General features: G+C 62.2%; 16 protein-coding genes and 1 pseudogene. 4 read left to right on the top strand and 13 right to left on the bottom strand.

The annotated features are described in order from the left end of the window. Nucleotides 1-25 precede the first annotated feature (25 nt). The 4 genes and pseudogenes from VWZ85_RS12850 to VWZ85_RS12835 form a co-directional block, all read right to left on the bottom strand. Nucleotides 26-553: pseudogene (locus VWZ85_RS12850) on the bottom strand (IS5 family transposase); the annotation flags it as partial. 630 nt (nucleotides 554-1,183) lie between these two features. Continuing rightward, entirely contained in the window at nucleotides 1,184-2,650 is a 1,467-nt protein-coding gene (locus VWZ85_RS12845; RefSeq protein WP_416588615.1) for a sulfatase-like hydrolase/transferase, read from the bottom strand. Next, nucleotides 2,647-3,417, bottom strand: a complete 771-nt coding sequence (locus VWZ85_RS12840) for an MBL fold metallo-hydrolase (RefSeq protein WP_416588612.1) — start codon at nucleotides 3,415-3,417, stop codon at nucleotides 2,647-2,649. The genes VWZ85_RS12845 and VWZ85_RS12840 overlap by 4 nt, the downstream gene beginning before the upstream one ends. 41 nt (nucleotides 3,418-3,458) lie before the next feature. Then, the gene (locus VWZ85_RS12835) at nucleotides 3,459-4,469 is read right to left on the bottom strand and encodes an extracellular solute-binding protein (protein ID WP_416588610.1); all 1,011 of its coding nucleotides are present in this window, start codon (nucleotides 4,467-4,469) and stop codon (nucleotides 3,459-3,461) included. Between the two features lie 96 nt (nucleotides 4,470-4,565). Here VWZ85_RS12835 and VWZ85_RS12830 point away from each other — a divergent pair, with 96 nt between their 5' ends. Further along, the gene (locus VWZ85_RS12830; RefSeq protein ID WP_416588609.1) at nucleotides 4,566-5,540 is read left to right on the top strand and encodes a GlxA family transcriptional regulator; all 975 of its coding nucleotides are present in this window, start codon (nucleotides 4,566-4,568) and stop codon (nucleotides 5,538-5,540) included. A 291-nt stretch (nucleotides 5,541-5,831) separates the two neighbouring features. Here the strand turns inward: VWZ85_RS12830 and VWZ85_RS12825 are convergent, their stop codons facing one another. The 5 genes from VWZ85_RS12825 to VWZ85_RS12805 form a co-directional block, all read right to left on the bottom strand. After that, a complete protein-coding gene (locus tag VWZ85_RS12825) occupies nucleotides 5,832-7,169 on the bottom strand; it encodes a pyruvate dehydrogenase complex dihydrolipoamide acetyltransferase (RefSeq protein WP_416588606.1) in 1,338 nt (445 codons plus the stop codon). Nucleotides 7,170-7,181: 12 nt separating this feature from the next. Then, nucleotides 7,182-8,567 (bottom strand): pyruvate dehydrogenase complex E1 component subunit beta, encoded by a 1,386-nt coding sequence (locus tag VWZ85_RS12820; protein WP_340545753.1) that lies wholly within the window; start codon nucleotides 8,565-8,567, stop codon nucleotides 7,182-7,184. Between the two features lie 16 nt (nucleotides 8,568-8,583). Beyond that, the gene (gene pdhA / locus VWZ85_RS12815; RefSeq protein ID WP_340545752.1) at nucleotides 8,584-9,597 is read right to left on the bottom strand and encodes a pyruvate dehydrogenase (acetyl-transferring) E1 component subunit alpha; all 1,014 of its coding nucleotides are present in this window, start codon (nucleotides 9,595-9,597) and stop codon (nucleotides 8,584-8,586) included. Between the two features lie 303 nt (nucleotides 9,598-9,900). Beyond that, nucleotides 9,901-10,200: an FtsB family cell division protein gene (locus VWZ85_RS12810; protein WP_340545751.1), complete on the bottom strand. Its 300-nt coding sequence runs from the start codon at nucleotides 10,198-10,200 to the stop codon at nucleotides 9,901-9,903. A 256-nt stretch (nucleotides 10,201-10,456) separates the two neighbouring features. Then, on the bottom strand, nucleotides 10,457-11,647 hold the full coding sequence (locus tag VWZ85_RS12805) for a phosphoglycerate kinase (protein ID WP_416588605.1): 1,191 nt from the start codon (nucleotides 11,645-11,647) through the stop codon (nucleotides 10,457-10,459). Between the two features lie 193 nt (nucleotides 11,648-11,840). On the opposite strand from VWZ85_RS12805, the gene VWZ85_RS12800 reads away from it, so the two are divergent. The 3 genes from VWZ85_RS12800 to VWZ85_RS12790 all read left to right on the top strand — a co-directional run bounded on the left by VWZ85_RS12800 (nucleotide 11,841) and on the right by VWZ85_RS12790 (nucleotide 14,103). Continuing rightward, entirely contained in the window at nucleotides 11,841-12,347 is a 507-nt protein-coding gene (locus VWZ85_RS12800) for a peptidylprolyl isomerase (protein WP_340545749.1), read from the top strand. After that, nucleotides 12,340-12,891, top strand: coding sequence for a peptidylprolyl isomerase (locus tag VWZ85_RS12795; RefSeq protein WP_416588602.1), 552 nt, complete (start codon nucleotides 12,340-12,342; stop codon nucleotides 12,889-12,891). Before VWZ85_RS12800 ends, VWZ85_RS12795 begins: the two co-directional genes overlap by 8 nt. A 201-nt stretch (nucleotides 12,892-13,092) precedes the next feature. Then, entirely contained in the window at nucleotides 13,093-14,103 is a 1,011-nt protein-coding gene (locus tag VWZ85_RS12790) for a DUF3179 domain-containing protein (protein ID WP_416588600.1), read from the top strand. Nucleotides 14,104-14,191: 88 nt separating this feature from the next. Here VWZ85_RS12790 and VWZ85_RS12785 read toward each other — a convergent pair whose 3' ends face one another. The 4 genes from VWZ85_RS12785 to VWZ85_RS12770 all read right to left on the bottom strand — a co-directional run bounded on the left by VWZ85_RS12785 (nucleotide 14,192) and on the right by VWZ85_RS12770 (nucleotide 19,269). Continuing rightward, the gene (locus VWZ85_RS12785) at nucleotides 14,192-15,688 is read right to left on the bottom strand and encodes a calcium-binding protein (RefSeq protein ID WP_416588599.1); all 1,497 of its coding nucleotides are present in this window, start codon (nucleotides 15,686-15,688) and stop codon (nucleotides 14,192-14,194) included. Between the two features lie 225 nt (nucleotides 15,689-15,913). Further along, on the bottom strand, nucleotides 15,914-17,158 hold the full coding sequence (locus tag VWZ85_RS12780) for a calcium-binding protein (RefSeq protein ID WP_416588597.1): 1,245 nt from the start codon (nucleotides 17,156-17,158) through the stop codon (nucleotides 15,914-15,916). Nucleotides 17,159-17,405: 247 nt separating this feature from the next. Further along, nucleotides 17,406-17,948, bottom strand: coding sequence for a bactofilin family protein (locus VWZ85_RS12775; RefSeq protein ID WP_416534837.1), 543 nt, complete (start codon nucleotides 17,946-17,948; stop codon nucleotides 17,406-17,408). Continuing rightward, the gene (locus VWZ85_RS12770) at nucleotides 17,938-19,269 is read right to left on the bottom strand and encodes a DUF5930 domain-containing protein (RefSeq protein WP_340545744.1); all 1,332 of its coding nucleotides are present in this window, start codon (nucleotides 19,267-19,269) and stop codon (nucleotides 17,938-17,940) included. The genes VWZ85_RS12775 and VWZ85_RS12770 overlap by 11 nt, the downstream gene beginning before the upstream one ends. Nucleotides 19,270-19,527 lie beyond the last annotated feature (258 nt).

The following is a 19,527-nucleotide window of genomic DNA, read 5'->3' as shown; positions in this document are numbered from 1 at the left end:
AAGGTTCCCCTTTCCCCCGACAGACTTATCCCGCAGGTTCTGTGATTGGTATGCCGAGCGCGGTGTAGCCGTTCAGAACGGCGATCCGGACCTGGAGTTCTGCGACCTGGCGGTCGAAGTCCCGTGCCATTAGCCGCTGGCCCAGCAGTTTCACGCAATGCATCTTTGTCTCGACGCGGCTCCGGCGGTGGTATCCACTCCAACGTCGCCACAGAGCGCGGCCCAGATACTTCGATGCTCGCAGGGCCTCGTTGCGAGCCACGGCTCCAGCGGTGACGGTCTTCCATGGCTTGGCGTTCTTGCGGGGCGGGATGACGGCATGAGCGCCGCGGTCGGCGATGGCGTCATGGCATTTTCGAGTGCCGTAGGCGCCGTCGGCGGTGATGCTCCCGATCTCTTCGTTCATCGGGATCTGGCTGAGCAGGTCGGGCTGCACAGGTGCGTCGCCGATGTGGCTTCCGGTGATCTCGACAGCGCGGACCTCCAGTGTTTCCTCATCAATCCCGAGATGGATCTTGCGCCAGACGCGCCGTTTCGGCCCACCCCAAGTCCGTTACGGCCGTATATGTGTTTATCTGGCATGGAGATATGTATGCCAAGAACGCTTCTACGTCGCGAGGCAGGCAAGCCGGTAACAGATGAACTCAGGGTCCTCGAATTCGACTCTCTGAGCGAAATTCAATTTCAGCTTTGGGCTGCCCGCGGGCATTGCCCCCTGCGGCCTGAGCGACGGCTCTGTCCGCATCCCTTCCGTTCGATGATGGTTGGTGGCTGCACCTGCGGCGAAGGTCCGCTCCTTTCATTGCTCGTGCAGCATGGGATCGCCGTCCGACTGCCAGCCCCCGAGATTTTGCAATGGTCACTAACTGCGCTCCGCCGCCTCCGGTGCAACCCGCAGAATCCCATGAAGCAACTTGGCCCTGCCGAGCGTCCGCTTCCGGGAATTTGGCCGCAGACCTTTGCACCTGCGGCGATACCAGCGCCGGGCCTGGCACGGCCGTCTGCTTTGGGCTGGCTGGTGTCATCTGGTAGCTTGCTTGTGGTACGAGATCTACTGCAACCCTGCCGCCGCATCGCCGCAAGTCGGTAGTGAGCCCATATCTACCGGTGCTGCAATCAGCTCGAATGGCCGCATCGCTATCTTGCTGCGAATTTCGACTGCGAAAGCCGGTTGCCCCGTGTTTCAGGTGCGGACGTATTGGGACGCCGCGTCCTGGGCCGCTGAATAATCCCAGGCCGTGCCGTTTGCCTTCATCGCGTCATTGACCACCTGTTTCATGGCAAGCCGGTCCCAGACGTCGGATTTGATTTTCTCCAGATCGAAATAGCCGCCGGTGATTTCGCGGTTCAGCCTAGCTTCGATTTCGGTATAACCGGGATCGCCTGCCAGGTTGTTCCATTCACCGGGATCTTGCGCCACGTTGTACAGCTGCGGCGCTGAGCCGTGGCAGTAATGATACTTCCAGTCGCCCAGCCGCACCATAAAGCTGGGGCGCATGATCCCTTCGCCGTGGTATTCGGAAATCACCGGAATGACATCAAGACCGGCCCCGTGAATAGCTGGCAGCAGGGACCGGCCTTCCAGCCGCCGCACCGGTTCCTGCCCGGCGATATCAATCAGGGTTGCGGGCAGATCCAGCAAGGAAACCGGTGTGCCGATTTGCCGGGGCTCAGCCCCCGGAATGTCTATGAACATCGGGATCCGGGCGGACCATTCATATAGGCCCCTTTTCTGGATCATGCCCTTTTCCCCCAGCATTTCACCGTGATCCGATGTGACGATGACGATCGTTTCTTCGCGCAGGCCGCTGTCTTCGAGAACCTCCAGAAGCTCGCCGATTTTGTCGTCTACATAATGGGCCAAGGCGGCAAAGCCGCGACGCATCGCAATCAGGTTTGCCGGATCGCGGATCTCATCGCCCCGGATATGCAGTCCGTGCCAGCGGCGCAAAGCGAGATCATAGTCAGAATACCTGGCATCCATGTCATCGGGATAGTCAGGCAGCGGGATATCTGCATCCTTGTACCTCTCCCAGTACTTCTTAGGGACCTTGTAGGGCGGATGGGGGTTGGTAAAAGAGACTGTCAGCAGCCAGGGATTGCCCGGGGCGTTGCGCAGAAACTCCAGCGACTTGAAATGGGTCTCTTCGTCATATTGAAGCTCCTTCGACCAACCCGGCCCGATGTTTTCGGCCAGGTATTGCGGGGTGAAGTCAAAGGCTTTGAAGTTCGGATCGTTTTCCGGAGGCAGCGGGTAGGACCAGATGAACCCCGACGGATAAACGTCCGTATTCAGGCGGCGCTGGAACCCGTGCAGCTGATCGGCGCCGATGAAATGCATTTTGCCTGCCAAAACCGTCTCATACCCGGCATTGGCCAGATAATGCGCAAAGGTCGGGATGAAACTGTGATAGGGGTCGCCATTGTCATAACAGCCGGTGGTCGAGGTATAGAGCCCGGTCATGAAACAGGACCGCGCGGGCACGCAGATCGGGCTGGGCGTATAGGCATTGGTGAAATTGGCCGAACGCTGGGCCAGCGCGGTCATGTTTGCCGTCCTCGCGCCGGTGCCGCCGCATGCCTCAAGCATGAAGGGCGTCATCTGATCGGCCATGATCAGCAGGATGTTCGGTTGCTTTGTCTTGGTCATGCAGAGGTCTCGCAGGGGCTGGTTGAGAAATCGGGAAAGAGATCCGGGGACAGAACGCCCGAAATGTGGCTGCACAAAAAACGCGCGTTGTCGCGGCGCATGGCGGATAGGATCCGGCGGCGGCTTGCCTTCAGCGCGGCCGCATCCGCCCAGACGGGGCACAGGGCGGGGTTGTCAATCTCGGCCCGCACATGAAATAGATCTGCCAGAAAAAACAGAACCTCACTTTTTGAGGAGATGCGGGCCACGCAATGGCCCTCGGTTTCGCCCGGGGCCTGGATCAGGCTGATTTCTTCCGGCAAGGGAACGGCGCTTTCGCCAAAGTCAAGCAATCCGCGCCGGTATAGCATTTCAAGCGGCGCAGGATTGGCGGCATCGCCATCGGCCCGTTGCGCTTCAGGTGTCAGCGTGCCGCCGGCCCAGTCTTGCGGCGGCAGAACATGCCGCGCCGTTGGGAAGGCAGGTTCATTGCCGGGGCCGGCCACACCGCAGAAATGGTCGTGATGCCCATGTGTCAAAAGGACATGTGTTATACGCCCCGGGGAAATTCCGGCCTCCTCCAGGCGCTGCCCGATGCTGCCGCCTGCAGATCCGGTTTCCGGGTAGCACGGGGGATCGCAGGCATCGATCAGAACTGAAATGCCAGGCCCGCCGACATGCAGGCAGTTCACCGGCAGCCGTGTTTCGCCGCCCGCACCAGCCAGCGAACCCGGCGGAAACCAGCCGCGCAGATCGTCAAAGATTTCACCCAGGGGCAGGACCGTCACGCTGAGCGCTCCAACCTGGATCCTGTGCATAGGCCAGCCTGTCATCCCTTGGCTGCCGCACGGAATTTCCGGGCATATTCGCCACGGTTTTTCACAAACCATAACGGTTGCCCGGGCTGCCACCAAAGCTTACCCAGGGCACTGTCCGGATAACTGGCAGCAAAGAACGCCTGATCGTCCGGCGGCAGCAGCTCTCTTGCGCCATGGGCCGCCGGGTTGGCCCCAAAGGCTGAGGCATACAATGCAGAACCGCTTGGAGTGTTGACCCAGGAAATCCAATCCTGCGCGGGGCCCGGGTCGGCCCTAGCGCTCAGGACAAAATTCTGCAGGTAGCAATTTGCGCCCTCCGCTGGGGCGGCAAAGGCAAATGGCATGCCCTGCCGCGTCAGGGCCGCCATTGTCGTGTCCCAACTGTAGCCGATCACGCACCCGCCGGAGCGGAACGCGTCAATGCCCTCTTCCTCGCTGAACCAGAAGCGGGCAACATGGTCGGCGTGTCCGGAAAGAAACGCGCAGATGACATCGTAATTGGCAATCATCCGCTCCTCAAACGCATAGGAATCGACAAACGGGAACGGCAGCTTGCCGGCACTTTCCAGCGCCCGCCCGGCAGCGACAAAGGCCGTGTCCTCGCGCAGGGTCAGGCGCCCGGCAAAAACAGGGTCAAACAGCGCCATCAGGCTGGCCTCTGCCCCGTCAAGCGGCGCCTTACCTGTGTGATGCCCGATGCCGGCCCCGCCCCAGAGATTGGGTGAGCCATAGCGCTTGCCCCGGATGATCGTATGGGCATCGGCATGAAAGGCCGGGTCAATCCGCCCGTATCCGGCCCGGTCCTCATCCAGCGGGGCGATCAGCCCGCTGTCAAGCCAGCTGGCCAGCCTGTCGGTGGTCGGGCAGGCGATATCGAAATCTTCGGTTTGCGCCGACGCGTGCATCTCATCCTGATTGCGAACTCCCCGGAAAGTAACCGCAATTCCGGTGTCGCTGGTGAAGCTGTCAAACACTTTGCCCAGCCCCGCATCATACCCTTGCCAGCCCAGAATGTTCAGCATGGTTTCCCCCGCTCCAATCACCGTCTGGCAGCAGATTTGCATGGCCGGAGGCTTCGATAATACGGTATCCTGCCAGAATGATATGGAATACCGCCAATGCCTCCTAAGAAGCTCGCAGTCTTTGCCGTTCACACCGGGTTTTCACTTTTTGGCTACGGAATCGCGCGTGACTTGATCCGCATGGCCAATGACTCCGGCAGCAACGTACAGGTCGAGGTGGCTACCGCCGCCGGCGCCCCAGGCCCGGTGCGCAGCTCCTGCGGAGCGGTGGTCCTGGCAGATCACGGCTGGCCGGTGATTTCACGGGCCGATTATGTGTTCGTCTGTTCGTCCCGTGACCCGGGTTCGGAAGGCGCCCCAGCGGCCCTTCTGGCCGGTCTGCGGGAATGCCACCGCCATGGCGGCTGGGTCATTGGCCTTGGCACCAGTATCTTCGCCCTGGGCCAGGCGGGATTGCTGGCGGGCAGGCGGGCTGTGGCACATCCGGCGCAGCTTCCAGCACTGGAAACTGCGTTTGCCGAAACCTGTTTCACATTCCGGCCCTTTCTGATCGACCAGCGGATTGCAACCTGTGTCGGCGGAGATGCGGTGACAGACCTGATGCTTGAGCTGCTGTCGCAGGCCTTCGACCCTGCAATCGCCGAGAATGTCCGCAGGCATGTGCTGCTCAAACCTGAGCGTTCGGAAACCTTTGCTGCATCCATTGGACTAAAAGGTTCGCTGGAAAGTCTCGACCCGCGGCTCGCCCGCTATATTCAGCTGGTCGAGCAGACCCTCTCAGCCCCAAGGCCCCTGGATGAGATATGCGCCGCAATCGCTACCTCCAGCCGGACGCTTTCACGGCTGACCCGCGCTGTGTTCGACTGCACCCCAGGCGAGCTGTCAGCCCGGATCCGGCTGAACTACGCCGCCAGCCTGCTGAAGTCTTCCTCCAAGAGCTTGCCGGATATCGCGGAAGCAAGCGGCTACCGAAGCACCCCCCATTTCTCAGAAGCCTTCAATGCGCATTTTAGAATGAGGCCGGGGAAGTACCGGACACTCCAAAAGCAGCCACTCGAGCAAAAAGAATGAATGGCAGAAAAATCCCGCTGTGTGTGAATTCACCAGGTCCAACACCTCGCAGTCGCAGCGAATGACCGGAACAGCGGGCCGCGCCGCAGCATAAAACCTCACCTGGTTGCTTCAAACGGCCGAGTTTGCAAATGGCGCTATCTGCGCGTCGCTGTCTCTGGCAGCCGTCCAGCTGCGCCCGCGCGCGGGAGGCTTAAGCTGGCCTTTGGAACAAGACACCCGCTCCACAAAAAAAGGACCGGAGCGCTGCGCCGGTCCTTTCCTTTTGCTCGTCCGTTGACCTGTGGCGGTTTAGGCCAGCATCATCATCGGATTTTCAAGGTTGTCCTTGATCGCGTTCAGCAGTTCGGCGCCAAGTGCGCCGTCGATGACGCGGTGGTCGACGGACATGGTCACCGACATGACGGTGGCCACGGCCAGTTCGCCATCCGCACCGACAACCGGTTTCTTCACCCCTGCGCCGACGGCAAGGATGCCTGCGTGTGGCGGGTTCACGATGGCGTCGAAATTGTCGATGCCGAACATGCCGAGGTTGGAGATCGCAAAGCTGCCGCCCTGATATTCATGCGGCGCAAGTTTGCGGTCGCGGGCGCGTTTGGCGAGGTCTTTCATCTCCGTCGACAGCGTCGAGAGTGATTTGGTCTCGCTGTTTTGCAGAACGGGTGTGAACAGGCCGCCTTCGATCGCGACGGCAACCGCCACATCGGAGGCCTCCATCTTCAGCACGCGGTCACCGGCCCAGACGGCATTGGCATCCGGCACGGCCTGCAGCGCCAGGGCGCAGGCCTTGATGATGAAGTCGTTGACCGAGAGTTTGACGCCACGGCCCTCGAGCTGTTTGTTCAGCTCGCCGCGGAACTTCAGCAGCGCATCCAGCTGGATGTCGCGGCGCAGGTAGAAATGCGGCACCGTCTGCTTGGCCTCGGTGAGGCGGGCGGCGATGGTTTTGCGCATGCCGTCCAGTTTGACCTCCTCATAGCTGCGGCCTTCGTACATGCGGGCGACCTGATCGGCGGAGGGGCCTGTGGGGGCGGCGGCTGCGGCAGGGGCTGCGGCGGCTGCCGGAGTGGCTGCTGCCGGGGCGGCGGCGGCCTGTGGTTTGGTGTTTTCCACATCGGCCTTCACGATGCGGCCACGGGGGCCGGAGCCGGAGATGGCGGCCAGATCCAGCCCTTTGTCAGCCGCGATACGGCGCGCCAGGGGCGATGCAAAGATGCGGTTGCCATCGGCGCCCTGCGGGGCTGCGGGCGCGGGTGTTGCCGCAGCGGCGGCCTCTGCCGGCGCCGGGGAAGAGGCCGGGGCGGCTTCCTCGGACGCCGCAGGGGCGGCCTTGTCTGCCGCGGCGGCGGGGGCAGCCGGGGTGGCGCCGATGTCGTCGGCGCTTTCGCCCTCTTCCAGCAGCACGGCGATGGGGCTGTTGACCTTCACGCCTTCGCTGCCTTCGGGGATCAGGATCTTGCCGATCACCCCTTCGTCGACGGCTTCGAATTCCATCGTCGCCTTGTCGGTTTCAATCTCTGCCAGCAGGTCGCCGGAGGCGACGGTGTCGCCTTCCTTCACGAGCCATTTGGCAAGGGTGCCGTCCTCCATGGTGGGAGAGAGGGCGGGCATCAGGATTTCTGTGGGCATCGCTGTCTCTCCTTACCGGTAGGTCACTTGTTTCACCGCTTCGATCACCTCATCGGTGGTGACCAGCGCGTGTTTTTCGAGATTGGCGGCATAGGGCATGGGCACGTCCTTGCCGGTGCAGGTGATCACCGGGGCATCGAGGTAATCAAAGGCCTCCTGCATCACCACAGAGGAGATATAGCTGCCAACAGAGCCCTGCGGCCAGCCTTCCTCAACTGTAACCAGACGGTTGGTCTTCATCACCGATTTGATGATGGAGCCGGTGTCCATCGGGCGCAGGGTGCGCAGGTCGATGACCTCGGCGCTGATGCCATCCTCGGCCAGTTTCTCCGCCGCTTCCAGCGCATAGGTCATGCCGATGCCAAAGGAGACGATGGTGACGTCAGTGCCTTCCCGCCAGATCCGGGCCTTGCCAAAGGGAACGGTGTAATCATCCAGCTTCGGCACTTCAAAGGATTTGCCGTAGAGGATCTCGTTCTCGAGGAAGATCACCGGGTTGTTGTCGCGGATCGCGGTTTTCATCAGACCCTTGGCGTCGGAGGCGGAGTAGGGCATCGCCACCTTCAGGCCGGGGATCTGCATGTACCAGGCGGCGTAATCCTGGCTGTGCTGCGCGCCCACGCGGGCAGCGGCACCGTTGGGACCACGGAACACCATCGGTGCCCCCATCTGACCGCCGGACATATAGAGCGTCTTGGCGGCAGAGTTGATGATGTGGTCAATCGCCTGCATGGCGAAGTTGAAGGTCATGAACTCCACAATCGGGCGCAGACCGCCAAAGGCCGCACCGGTGGCGATGCCGGCAAAACCATGTTCGGTGATCGGGGTGTCGATCACGCGCTTGGAGCCGAATTCGTCCAACAGACCCTGAGAGATCTTATAGGCGCCCTGATATTCGGCGACTTCCTCGCCCATCAGGAAGACATCGCCGTCGCGGCGCATTTCCTCGGCCATGGCGTCGCGCAGGGCTTCGCGGACCGTGGTCTGCACCACTTCGGTGCCCTCGGGCCAGTCCGGGGTGGTGTCCACCTCGGGTGCGGCGGGGGCTGCGGCAGCAGCGGCGGCGGTTGCGGGCGCCGCAGGTGCCTCTGCCGCCGGCGCTTCGCTTGTGGAGGGCGCGGATGCTGCGGGGGCCGCATCGGGGTCGTAGCTTTCGCCCTCTTCCAGCAGCACGGCGATCGGGCTGTTGACCTTTACGTTCTCGGTGCCTTCACCGATCAGGATCTTGCCGATGACGCCTTCGTCAACGGCTTCGAATTCCATCGTCGCCTTGTCGGTTTCGATCTCGGCCAGAATATCGCCGGAATTTACTGTATCGCCCTCTTTGACCAGCCATTTGGCCAGGGTGCCTTCCTCCATGGTCGGCGACAGGGCGGGCATCAGGATTTCAGTTGCCATATCGTATTACGTCCCCTCAGGCGGTTTCTTGCGGCAGCTCATCCGCATAAATATCGGTCCAGAGTTCATCGAGCGCCGGTTCCGGGCTCTCCTTGGCGAAGTCTGCGGATTTGTTGACGATGTCCTTGATCTCTTTGTCGATCACCTTGAGGTCGTCCTCGCTTGCATGTTTGCCGGTGAGCAGCATGTCGCGGACCTGTTCGATGGGATCGCGTTCCTCGCGCATTTTCTGCACCTCTTCGCGGGTGCGGTACTTGGCGGGGTCGGACATGGAGTGGCCACGGTAGCGGTAGGTCTTGACCTCAAGGATATAGGGGCCTTTGCCTGCGCGGCAGTGGGCGACGGCGCGTTCGCCGGCCTCTTTCACGGCCAGCACATCCATGCCGTCCACTTCCTCGCCCTTGATGCCGTAGGCTTCGCCGCGTTTCCACAGGGCGGGGGATTTGGTCGAGCGCTGCACCGAGGTGCCCATGGCGTATTGGTTGTTCTCGATCACGAAGACGACCGGCAGATCCCAGAGCTGGGCCATGTTGTAGGTCTCGTAGACCTGACCCTGGTTGGCGGCGCCATCACCGAAATAGGCGAATGTCACGCGGTCGTTGCCTTTGTATTTGTCGGAGAAGGCGAGGCCTGCGCCCAGTGGCACCTGCGCGCCGACGATGCCGTGGCCGCCGTAGAAATGTTTCTCTTTCGAGAACATGTGCATCGAGCCGCCTTTGCCCTTTGAGTAGCCGCCTTCGCGTCCGGTCAGCTCGGCCATGACGCCGTTGGGGTCCATGCCACAGGCCAGCATATGGCCGTGGTCGCGGTAGGAGGTGACGCGTTTGTCGCCCTCTTCGGCGGCGGCCTCAAGGCCGACAACAACCGCTTCCTGTCCGATGTAGAGATGGCAGAAGCCGCCAATCAGACCCATGCCATAGAGCTGGCCTGCCTTTTCCTCGAATCGCCGGATCAGCAGCATCTCGCGGTAGTACTCGAGTAGCTCTTCGGCAGAAACGTTTGGTTTCTTGACACTTTTTCTCGCAGCCATAGTGGCGGGCTCCCCCTTAAGGCTAGATAGTTTAATGCTAAACTAGTTCATAATGGATTTTGTTACGTCATGCGAGTGTTATTATGACGTGCCGTCACTAAGGGGTAAAGGCGATGGTGTTTCACCAGTGTTTCAGCGGTGTCCCGGGGCGTTGACCTGAGGGCTGATCGGGGGCTGGCCTGCGGCGTGGGGTTTCGGCTGGCGTCGCGCGGCGCAGCCTCGCGCCCGCCGGACAGCAAAACGCCCGCGAGCGAGGCTGCGGGCGATCACATGTTTCAGAGCGGTCTGCGCCGGGGCGGCTGTTTAGCGGATGACGATTTCATCCGAGCGCAGCAGGCCCAGAACGGAGCGGGCCTGTTCATCCAGCAGGTCCAGATCGAGGTAATCATCGGACAGCCGGTGGGTGAGGTTCTCCATCTGCGCGGTCTCACGCTTCAGCTGGTCGAGATCCTGACGCAGCGCTTCCACTTCGGCCTGGATCTCGACCCGCCTGAACAACCCGAAATCCCCCTGCACGGCAGCGAAGGTGAAATATGCGCTCAGCGCGAATGCAATCGTGGAAAAGACGAATGCACCCAGAGAGGGTCGATTGGTTCGGGTCACGGTGATGGCCTGTATGATCTGCTGCTCAAGTCTCGCGCCGGTTTACCCGGCGTCTGCAACAATACTGCCACAGGCATCATGGTTTGTGAAAGGTGAAAATTGTTAATTATGAACATTCTGACGCAAAAACGCACCCCAACCGGATGGCAGGGGTGCGAGGTGTTAATAAGTGGTTAACGGATCTTGCGGGTCTCCGCGATCTTAACCTTTTGGCGGCGATACCGGCCTCCGGCCTGCGACAGGTGGCAGATTCGGGTCAGCCCTCCAGTGCGGCGACGCCGGGCAGGGTCTTGCCCTCCATCCATTCCAGGAAGGCACCGCCCGCGGTGGAGATATAGGTGAAATCAGCCGCGGCCCCGGCCTGATTGAGGGCCGCAACGGTATCGCCGCCCCCCGCGACGCTGACCAGCGCACCGGATCTGGTCAGCGCGGCGGCCTGTTGTGCGGCGGCATTGGTGGCAGCATCGAAGGGCGCGATTTCAAAGGCGCCCATGGGGCCATTCCAGATCAGCGTTTTGGAGGCGGAGAGCGTATCGGCGACGGCAGCGACAGTCTGCGGGCCTGCGTCGAGGATCATCGCATCGGCGGGGCAGGCGTCGGCGGCGACGGTTTCATTGTCGGCCCCGGCCTTGAATTCGCGTGCGACGACGACGTCGACGGGCAGGATGATCTTGCAGCCTGCGGCCTCGGCTTTGGTCAGGATCTCGCGGGCGGTGTCGGCCATATCGTGCTCGCAAAGCGACTTGCCCACATCAATGCCCTGTGCGGCGAGAAAGGTATTGGCCATGCCGCCACCGATCACCAGATTGTCGACCTTGCCGACGAGGTTGCCCAGCAGTTCCAGCTTGGTGGAGACCTTGGCACCGCCAACCACGGCGGTGACCGGGCGCTGGGGTTGGCCGAGGGCTGCGTCAAGCGCTGTCAGCTCAGCCTCCATCAGACGACCAGCGCAGGCGGGCAGCAGACGGGCCAGCGCCTCGGTCGAGGCATGGGCGCGGTGGGCGGCGGAGAACGCATCGTTGCAATAGATATCGCCCAGCTGGGCCATCTCAGCCGCAAGAGCGGCGTCATTCTTCTCCTCGCCCGCGTGGAAGCGGGTGTTTTCCAGCAGCAGCACGGCACCTGCGGGCAGGCCCGCCAGCGCGGCCTCGGCGGCAGGGCCGCGACAATCGGCGGCAAAGGTCACCGGCGCGTCGAAGGCGGCCTCAAGTGCTGGCACCAGCGGGCGCAGCGACATCTCTTCGACAACCTTGCCCTTGGGGCGGCCGAAATGGGCCAGCAGAATCGGGGTGCCGCCCTTGGCGAGGATATCCTTGACCGTTGGGGCGACGCGCTGAATGCGGGTGTCATCGGTGACGCGGCCATCCTCGACCGGGACATTGATATCGACGCGCACCAGAACGCACTTGCCTGCCAGGTCCATCTTGTCGAGTGCGGTCCAGCCCATGATCATATCCTTCTGTTGGTCGCGTGTGTTGGTCGTGCTGTGCGAGGCCAGTCGCGCGGAGGCGGGCTGGCGCTGTTGGCGCGATGTTTCGGGGCTTTTTGCCGCCCAGTCAATGCTCCGTGACCAAAGCTCCCTTGGCAATCGGCGGCGCGGGGCTTAACTATCGGGCGAATGCAAAGCACAGGAGGGCCACATGGCCGAGATCAAGGATCCCGAAAACACCATCATCATGGAGCTGAAAGACGGCAAGGTGGTGATCGAGCTGCTGCCCGATGTGGCCCCCCAGCACAGCGCACGCATGAAAGAGCTGGCCCGTGGCGGTGAATATGACAATGTGGCGTTTCACCGGGTGATCGACGGCTTTATGGCGCAGACCGGCGACGTGCAGCACGGCGATATGGAAGACGGGTTCAACCTGCGCATGGCAGGCACCGGCGGCTCTGACCTGCCGAATGTGCCGGCGGAATTCTCCAAGCTGCCGCATGACCGTGGCACGCTGGGCGCGGCGCGCTCCGCCAATCCGGATTCGGCCAATTCGCAGTTCTTCATCAACTTCAAGGACAACCATTTCCTGAACGGTCAGTACACGGTCTATGGCCGCGTGATCGAAGGTATGGAACATGTCGATGCGATCACCCGTGGCGAGCCGCCTGCGAACCCCGACCGCATGATCAGCGTCAAGGTGGCAGCCGATGTATAAGCTGGCAGCGGTATTTGCGCTGATGGCGGGGCCTGCGCTGGCCAGCGGTCTGGAGATCGCGGTCGAAGGCGAGGGCGCCAATGGCACCATCAAGATTGACCTGTTCGAGGATGTGGCCCCCAAACATGTCGAGCAGATCACTGCGCTGGCAGCCGAGGGCAAATATGATGGCGTGGTGTTTCACCGCGTGATCGAAGGCTTTATGGCGCAGACCGGTGATGTGGAATTCGGCAAGCTGGGTGGCGATATGCGCCGCGCAGGCATGGGCGGTTCCGAGCGCTCGGACCTGCCGGCCGAATTCTCCGATCTGGAGTTTGATCGCGGTGTGGTCGGCATGGCCCGCTCGCAGGATCCCGACAGCGCCAATTCGCAGTTCTTCATCATGTTTGCGCCGGGGCATTTCCTCAATGGTCAGTACACCATTGTGGGCAAGGTGACCGAGGGCATGGATGTGGTTGACACGATCAAGCGCGGCAGCAGCAGTCAGAACGGCGCCGTTGTCGGCCAGCCCGATGTGATGAAAACAGTCACAGTGACCGAGTGATCCTGCGATCCGGCCTGCCGGATTGACCTGATTTATATTGCAACGGCCCGTACCCTGCGTGGTGCGGGCCGTTTGCCGTTTCAGCCTGGGATATGCACGCCTGTCACGGGCTTGTGCGGTGCATGTGAGGGGATTTTGCGGCAGGCTGTGCGCCTCAAGATCAGTTGCGAAGCTGGTCGCAGGTCAAGGGGGAGCGCAGAGATGTCACGGCTGGCGATAGGGAAACGGGATCCGCTGCGCGCCGGGACAGTCGGCGCTGTGCTGGCGGCTTTGCTGGTGGTGCTGGGCGCTGTTGCGGCGGCGGCTGATCCGGCGCAATGGGCGCGGGAGTGGCCGCAGACCGATTTCAGTCGCTCCGCCGTGGCCAGCTGGGATGAGATCAAATCCGGTGGTCCGCCAAAGGATGGCATTCCGGCGCTGAGCGATCCGGCGTTTCACCCGGCGGCGCAGGTGACGGGGCTGAGCCCCGCCGAACCGGTGGTGGTGCTGGATCTGCCGGGGCAGGCGGCGCGGGCCTATCCGCTGCGCTATCTGATCTGGCATGAAATCGTCAATGACCGGGTCGGTGGCATGCCGGTTGCGATCACCTATTGTCCCTTGTGCAATTCCGCCATGAGCTTTGACCGGCGGGTGGCTGGCCGCACCCTGAGCTTTGGCGTCACCGGCAAGCTGCGCCAGTCCGATATGGTGATGTATGACCGCGAGAGCGAGAGCTGGTGGCAGCAGGCCACGGGCACCGGCATCGTGGGCGAAATGACGGGCCGAGAGCTGCGGCAGCTGCCGAGCTGGCTGGACAGCTGGCAGGCATTTCGCGCCGCCTACCCAGAGGGTCTGGTGATGGCTGAGCCGCGCCACAACCGCAGCTATGGCCGCAATCCCTATCAGGGCTATGACCGGTCGAACTGGCCGTTTCTATATGATGGCGCACCGCCGCCCCATGGTATCGCGCCGCTGGCGCGTGTGGTGCGGGTGGGGGACCGGGCCTGGCCCCTGGCGCGCTTGGCTAAGGCCGGGGAAATCCGCGAGGCGGGGGTGGTCCTCAGCTGGCGGGCCGGGCAGGCCTCGGCGCTGGATGCCGGGCAGCTGGGCAAGGGGCGCGACGTCGGATCGGTGCGGGTGCGGGGACAGAACGGTGCGGATCTGGCCCATGATGTGATGTTTGCCTTTGCCTATCACGCCTTCTGGCCCAAGGGGCGCTGGATGCTGGAGTGAGGGGGCGGTGCTCAACCGAGTTCTGCACGAAAAAGAGGGCGCACCGGCAAAGGCGCGCCCATAGCCATATTCTGAGAGCGGTATCTAATCAGAACAGGAAGTTATCGGTATCCATCAGCTGATCGACGGTCACGTCTTCGACCAGCAGGGAGACATTGGCGAAGGTGACGCGCACATCCGCGCCGAGCTGTGCAAATCCAAGGTGGTCGATGCGGGTTGCACCGCGGGTGATCTCGATCACATCCTCGCCAAGGCGGAAATCGGTGATGGTGTCCTGACCGGAACCACGGCCAAAGACAAAACTGTCGGCACCGCTGCCGCCAGTCAGGCGGTCATGGCCGGACTGACCGATGAGCCGGTCGGCGCCGTCGCTGCCAAACAGCGTGTCATGCCCGCGCCCGCCCAGCAGGAGATCATCGCCGGCATCGCCGCGCATCACGTCGTGGCCACCGCCGCCGCTGAGCCGGTCGCTGCCGGTACCGGCGGTCATCGTGTCATTGCCGCGCCCACCGGTCAGGCTGTCATCGCCGGTCCCACCGGTGATCAGATCGCGCCCGTTGCCACCGTCAAGCCGGTCATTGCCGTCGCCGCCATCAAGCGTGTCGGCGCCACTACCGGCCCTCAGCGTGTCGTGGCCTGCGTTGCCGTCAAGGCTGTCGTGGCCGCTGCCGCCGATCAGCAGGTCATTGGCATTTTCGGCCGGGCCAATCTCGTTGTCGCCACGCAGGGTGTCATTGCCAGCGCCGCCGATCAGCGTGTCATTGCCAAGACTGCCACGCAGGTTGTCGTGACCGGCCTCACCGGAGAGGTGATCGTCCCCCAGCTCGCCGTCGAGGAAATCATTGTTGCGCCCGCCCGACAGGGTGTCGGCGCCGGTGCCGCCCAGCAGGAAATCCCTGCCCGCGCCGCCGGTGATGCTGTCATTGCCGCCCCGGCCATGGATCATGTCGGAGCTGTTGCTCTCCGCCGCGTTGCGGGTGGTCAGGATATCGTCGGCGCTGCCGCCTTCCTGAATATGCAGGGTCTGGGTGGCGAGGCGCACCGTCTCCACGCTGAGCAGCAGGTCCTGTCCGGCCCGCGTCGTGAGCTGCGCGCCTGCGATGTCGTCAAAGGCAAAGCTGTAGCTGGTGATCCCCTCCGCCAGTCGCAGCTCATCCTCGCCGGGGCCGCCGATGATGGTATCATTGCCGCCGCCTGCCTGAATGGTGTCGTTGCCACCAAACCCCTGGATCCGCTCGCCACCGTTCCAGGCCGAGGTGATGGTGTCATCCCCCGCCAGCGCCAGTGCCAGCAGCGAATAAAGGTCACTGGTGGCAATCATCTGCGAGGGCAGGCTGAAGCCGCTGACCGACAGGATCAGGGTCTGGTGGTGGAACAGGGCAAAGCTGTTGAGCGGGCTGTCCGCAGTCAGATTGCCGGTCTCGTCAAAGGTGAACCTGCCCTGAAACACCAGCACAAAGTCGCGGTATTGCACGGCGATCTGGGTCTCGGATGTGCTGAGAACAGCCACTTTGGTAAAGTCGAAGTCATTGAAATCAAACGGCGGCGCCATATTTGACGCGGCCGCTACAAAAAGCTCTGCCATGGTCTGACCTACTGCCTGAATGCCCGTTGCATCTTTTTGATGCTTTTGTCGGAAACCTAGGGGGCGGGTCTGGATCGGGGAAGTCTCGGGTTAACGAATAATTAACCTTTGTTAATTCTGTTGCGAAAACTCTGCACCGTGTGCACGCCGGACTTGTCGCCTGTGGTATTGAAAAAGGCGCCCCGATTGGGGGCGCCCTTGGTCAGTGCAGATCTGCGATATCGCTCAGAAGAGGAAATTGTCCGCCGCCTCGATCTGCTCAAGCGTGCTGTTCTCGACCAGAATGGTGACATCGGCGAAGGCAATCTGAACATCGGCGCCCAGCTGGGTGAAGGTGAGATCCTCGACCCCATCCGCGCCACGCCCGATCTGAATAAGATCCTCGCCAAGGGTGAAATCGGTGATGACATCGCTGCCATAGCCACGATGGAAGACAAAGGTATCGGCGTGAGCGCCGCCGGTCAGCGTATCGTCACCCTCCTGACCGATCAGCCGGTCGCTGCCGCCATCACCATAGAGGCGGTCGTCTCCCTGGCCGCCCAGGAGTGTATCCTGGCCGGAGTTGCCGCGCAGGAGGTCGTGACCTGACTGACCGCGCAGCTGGTCATTCCCGCCGCCGCCGATGAGTTTGTCACCGTGGGACCCGCCGACGATAATATCGTCGCCAAGATCGCCAGCCAGCCAGTCACGCCCGGTGCCGCCAAGCAGGAGATCATCCCCATCGCCGCCTTTCAGCGTGTCATGGCCCGTGCCGCCGAGCAGGCGATCGTTGCCTTCTTCGCCCAGCAACATGTCGCGCCCGGAGAGGCCAGAGAGCGTATCGGCGCCACGTCCACCAAGCATCATGTCGCTGGTCAGCTGGGCATCCTGATCGCCGCTCAGCGTGTTGTCGAAACTGCTGCCGGTGCGCAGCGCGAAGCTGCGGTTGGCAAATTGCAGCTGTTCGATCGACACCAGCGTGTCGCGGCCATCGGCGGACTCCAGCGTGATGGTTCCATAGAAGGACGACGCGGAAGCGCGGCCAAAATTGTCGTTGATGATCAAACGATCGGTGCCAGTGCCGCCATTTACATAGTCATTGCCGGTGCCAAGGCTGATGACATCGTCGCCGCCATAGGCCAGCCAGCGGTTGCCCTCGGTCATGTTGGAGGTGATGGTATCATCACCGGTCAGCAGCGCAGCTTCGAGAGCGCTGCCGCTGGACGAGGCGAACCGATAGAAGTTCATCGAAAATTCGCTGAAGGAATAGACCGTTGTCCTGCCGGTCGCCACGGACATGGAGTTCACGGTCCACAGGTAGGGAGAGGATGAGGTGAAGGTTCCGGTCAGGGTGACCGAGGTATCGCTGGGGGAGGTAAAGTACAGCCGGTTGCTGGTTCGGCTACTCAGGCTTAGACCTGCAAACCCAAGATCGTTGATGCCATCCAGGGTCAGCGTTCCGGTGGGATCATTTACAGTAAAAATTGCCATAACAGAAAGAGATCCTGATGAGAGATGCAGCAGACCAAATGCCTGCAACTTTAACGGTCTCGTACACTCAGCAACCTATGCCTGCAAGATCCGCGCCTAAGAATCGCGCTGCATTCACCGGGCGACGTCGCGTCCGCGTGCTGGGATAGTCGGGTCAGACGGGCAGATGACCACGGCGCAGCAAAAACGCCGCAGGCGGAACCTGCGGCGTTGATTTTTTATCGATACGGCCAATGGAAGGCTCGGATCAGCTCTCGGCTTTATGCGCGGCGGTGGCTGCGGAGACGGCGGCGGAGGGGGCCGGTGCCGGGGCTGCGGCGCGGGGCGCTGCGGCTTTGCCGGGGTTCAGCGGGTCGTCCTGACGCTGAACGGAGCCTTCGAAATGGGCGCCGCTTTCGATTGCGATGGTCTTGTGGATGATGTCGCCTTCGACGCGGGCGGTCGAGGTCAGGCGTACCTTCAGGCCGCGCACACGACCGACAATGCGGCCATTGATCACCACGTCATCGGCGGTCACTTCGCCCTTGATAGTGGCGCTTTCGCCAATGGTCAGCAGATGGGCGCGAATATCGCCTTCGACGGTGCCTTCGACCTGGATATCGCCGGTGGTCTTGAGGTTGCCGGTGATGTGCAGATCCGAGCTGAGCACGGAGGCCGGTGGCTTGGCCTTGGGCGCGGTGGCCTTGAAATCGCTGGCGGGCGGAACCGGAGCGGAAGACGGCGCAGGTGCCGCAGGGGTTGCTTCGGCCGCTTTCTGGCCGGGCTCGTTGATTTTGCTTTTAGAAAACATTTCTCGCAGCCTTGATATAGATCATCGGGTTTACGGGGTTGCCATTGACCCGAACCTCATAGTGGAGGTGGGTCCCGGTGGACCGTCCGGTGTTACCCATATCAGCAATGTGATCCCCGCGCGAGACCCTTTGACCGACCTTCACGCGGAGTTTCGAATTATGGGCATATTTCGTCTCAATGCCAAAGGCATGTTGAATTGTCACAAGTTTTCCGTAGCCGGATTGCCAGCCGGCATGAGTCACCACGCCATCGGCGGTGGCAAAGATATCGGTGCCGGTCTGTCCGGCGAAATCGGAGCCTTTGTGCAGGCGGCGGCCGCCGGTTTTGGGGTCGCGACGATAACCAAAGCCGGAGCTGCGGCGCACCAGGTTGAGGTTCACCGGCGAGGCGAAAGGGGCCTTCTGCGCGGCCAGCCGATAAAGGTTCAGCTGGTTCATCTGGTGCAGCAGGTCGTTGGCTCTGCGCTCTTCGCGGGTGGGTTCCTCACCGCGCGTGGACAGGGCTAAAGGGCTGAGCGGACCGCCCTGACCGCTGTAACCGCGCCGGACCTGTTCAAGGATACGGTCGGTGGGCATTCCGGCACTGCGGAACATCTTGTCGAGGGGGGCGACGGAGACTTCCATCGCCTCTTCCAGCTGGCGGAAGATCTGATCGTTGCGCTCATCCATCAGTCGCAGTTCCAGCTCCAGCGCGTCGCGCTGTTCAAGCGCGGATTGGGCATTGGCTTCGATCTGGTCACGCTCCGCGGCGGTTTCGGCCAGCGCCTCGGCCATGAATTCCATCTGCACGGGCGCGCTGACGGCCATCAGCTGGGCCGGGCTGTCGGCGGCGGTTTCCTGTTTCAGCGCGGCGAGGGCGTCGCGGGCAGCTTCGCGATCCTTCATGGTCTGGCGCAGAGTGGTCTGGATCACCTCGATGCCGGTTTCCAGCTCACGGCGGCGGGTCTCGGAGGCCAGCAGCTCGGATTGCATGGAAGAAATCTGCGTCAGAGCGGCGTTGAACCGTTCCTGGGCGGCCAGCGCCTCGGCGGCGCGGTCGTTGCGCTCGCTCGACAGCGCATTGAGCCGCGCACGATAGGTCATCTGGTCGCGCTTGGCCTGTTCGCGGAAATTGCCGGAACCGATGCTGTCCATCAGCACGATGGCGGTGGCGACGATGGACCAGGCCACCAGCAGCGCCATGCCGGCAAAGGCGATGAGCTGGGTTTCGGAGCGCAGCCGGATGAAACGGGTATCCGTGTCGGATTTGAGGAACACACGTCGCTCCGGGAAACGACGTTCAAGAAATGCGTGAATTTTGATTGCCAGACGTGTTCGCACGCTTTGGTCCTTGTCCTGCCCCAGTTGTCGCACTGCCTGTACCGGCGCTCCTCCTGCCGGTGTGACGGTCGGTTCCGGTCCCCCTCGGAGCGCCCCTGTCGCAGTGCCTGGACGCGCAGATACGCGCCATGGCGAAAGGGAATAGCCAGCCGGAGGAATTTGGGCAAGCCTGTTGGCCCGGTGTTCGGCGGGAGGGCGCGGAAACCGCGCGGCAGGGCGAAGATCAGCGGGTGAATGAGCGAAAAATCGCCGATAACC

The sequence above is a fragment of the Phaeobacter sp. JH20_29 genome (assembly GCF_048056175.1).
GTDB classification, from domain to species: domain Bacteria; phylum Pseudomonadota; class Alphaproteobacteria; order Rhodobacterales; family Rhodobacteraceae; genus Phaeobacter; species Phaeobacter bryozoorum.
This window is presented reverse-complemented; position numbering and strand designations above follow the sequence as displayed.

What these genes read in the sequence shown, in the direction of transcription:
- VWZ85_RS12845 (WP_416588615.1), bottom strand. Translation starts at nt 2,650, where the DNA reads ATGACCAAGACAAAGCAACCGAACATCCTGCTGATCATGGCCGATCAG.
- VWZ85_RS12835 (WP_416588610.1), bottom strand. Translation starts at nt 4,469, where the DNA reads ATGCTGAACATTCTGGGCTGGCAAGGGTATGATGCGGGGCTGGGCAAA.
- VWZ85_RS12830 (WP_416588609.1), top strand. Translation starts at nt 4,566, where the DNA reads ATGCCTCCTAAGAAGCTCGCAGTCTTTGCCGTTCACACCGGGTTTTCA.
- VWZ85_RS12825 (WP_416588606.1), bottom strand. Translation starts at nt 7,169, where the DNA reads ATGCCCACAGAAATCCTGATGCCCGCCCTCTCTCCCACCATGGAGGAC.
- VWZ85_RS12820 (WP_340545753.1), bottom strand. Translation starts at nt 8,567, where the DNA reads ATGGCAACTGAAATCCTGATGCCCGCCCTGTCGCCGACCATGGAGGAA.
- pdhA (WP_340545752.1), bottom strand. Translation starts at nt 9,597, where the DNA reads ATGGCTGCGAGAAAAAGTGTCAAGAAACCAAACGTTTCTGCCGAAGAG.
- VWZ85_RS12805 (WP_416588605.1), bottom strand. Translation starts at nt 11,647, where the DNA reads ATGGGCTGGACCGCACTCGACAAGATGGACCTGGCAGGCAAGTGCGTT.
- VWZ85_RS12800 (WP_340545749.1), top strand. Translation starts at nt 11,841, where the DNA reads ATGGCCGAGATCAAGGATCCCGAAAACACCATCATCATGGAGCTGAAA.
- VWZ85_RS12795 (WP_416588602.1), top strand. Translation starts at nt 12,340, where the DNA reads ATGTATAAGCTGGCAGCGGTATTTGCGCTGATGGCGGGGCCTGCGCTG.
- VWZ85_RS12790 (WP_416588600.1), top strand. Translation starts at nt 13,093, where the DNA reads ATGTCACGGCTGGCGATAGGGAAACGGGATCCGCTGCGCGCCGGGACA.
- VWZ85_RS12785 (WP_416588599.1), bottom strand. Translation starts at nt 15,688, where the DNA reads ATGGCAGAGCTTTTTGTAGCGGCCGCGTCAAATATGGCGCCGCCGTTT.
- VWZ85_RS12780 (WP_416588597.1), bottom strand. Translation starts at nt 17,158, where the DNA reads ATGGCAATTTTTACTGTAAATGATCCCACCGGAACGCTGACCCTGGAT.
- VWZ85_RS12775 (WP_416534837.1), bottom strand. Translation starts at nt 17,948, where the DNA reads ATGTTTTCTAAAAGCAAAATCAACGAGCCCGGCCAGAAAGCGGCCGAA.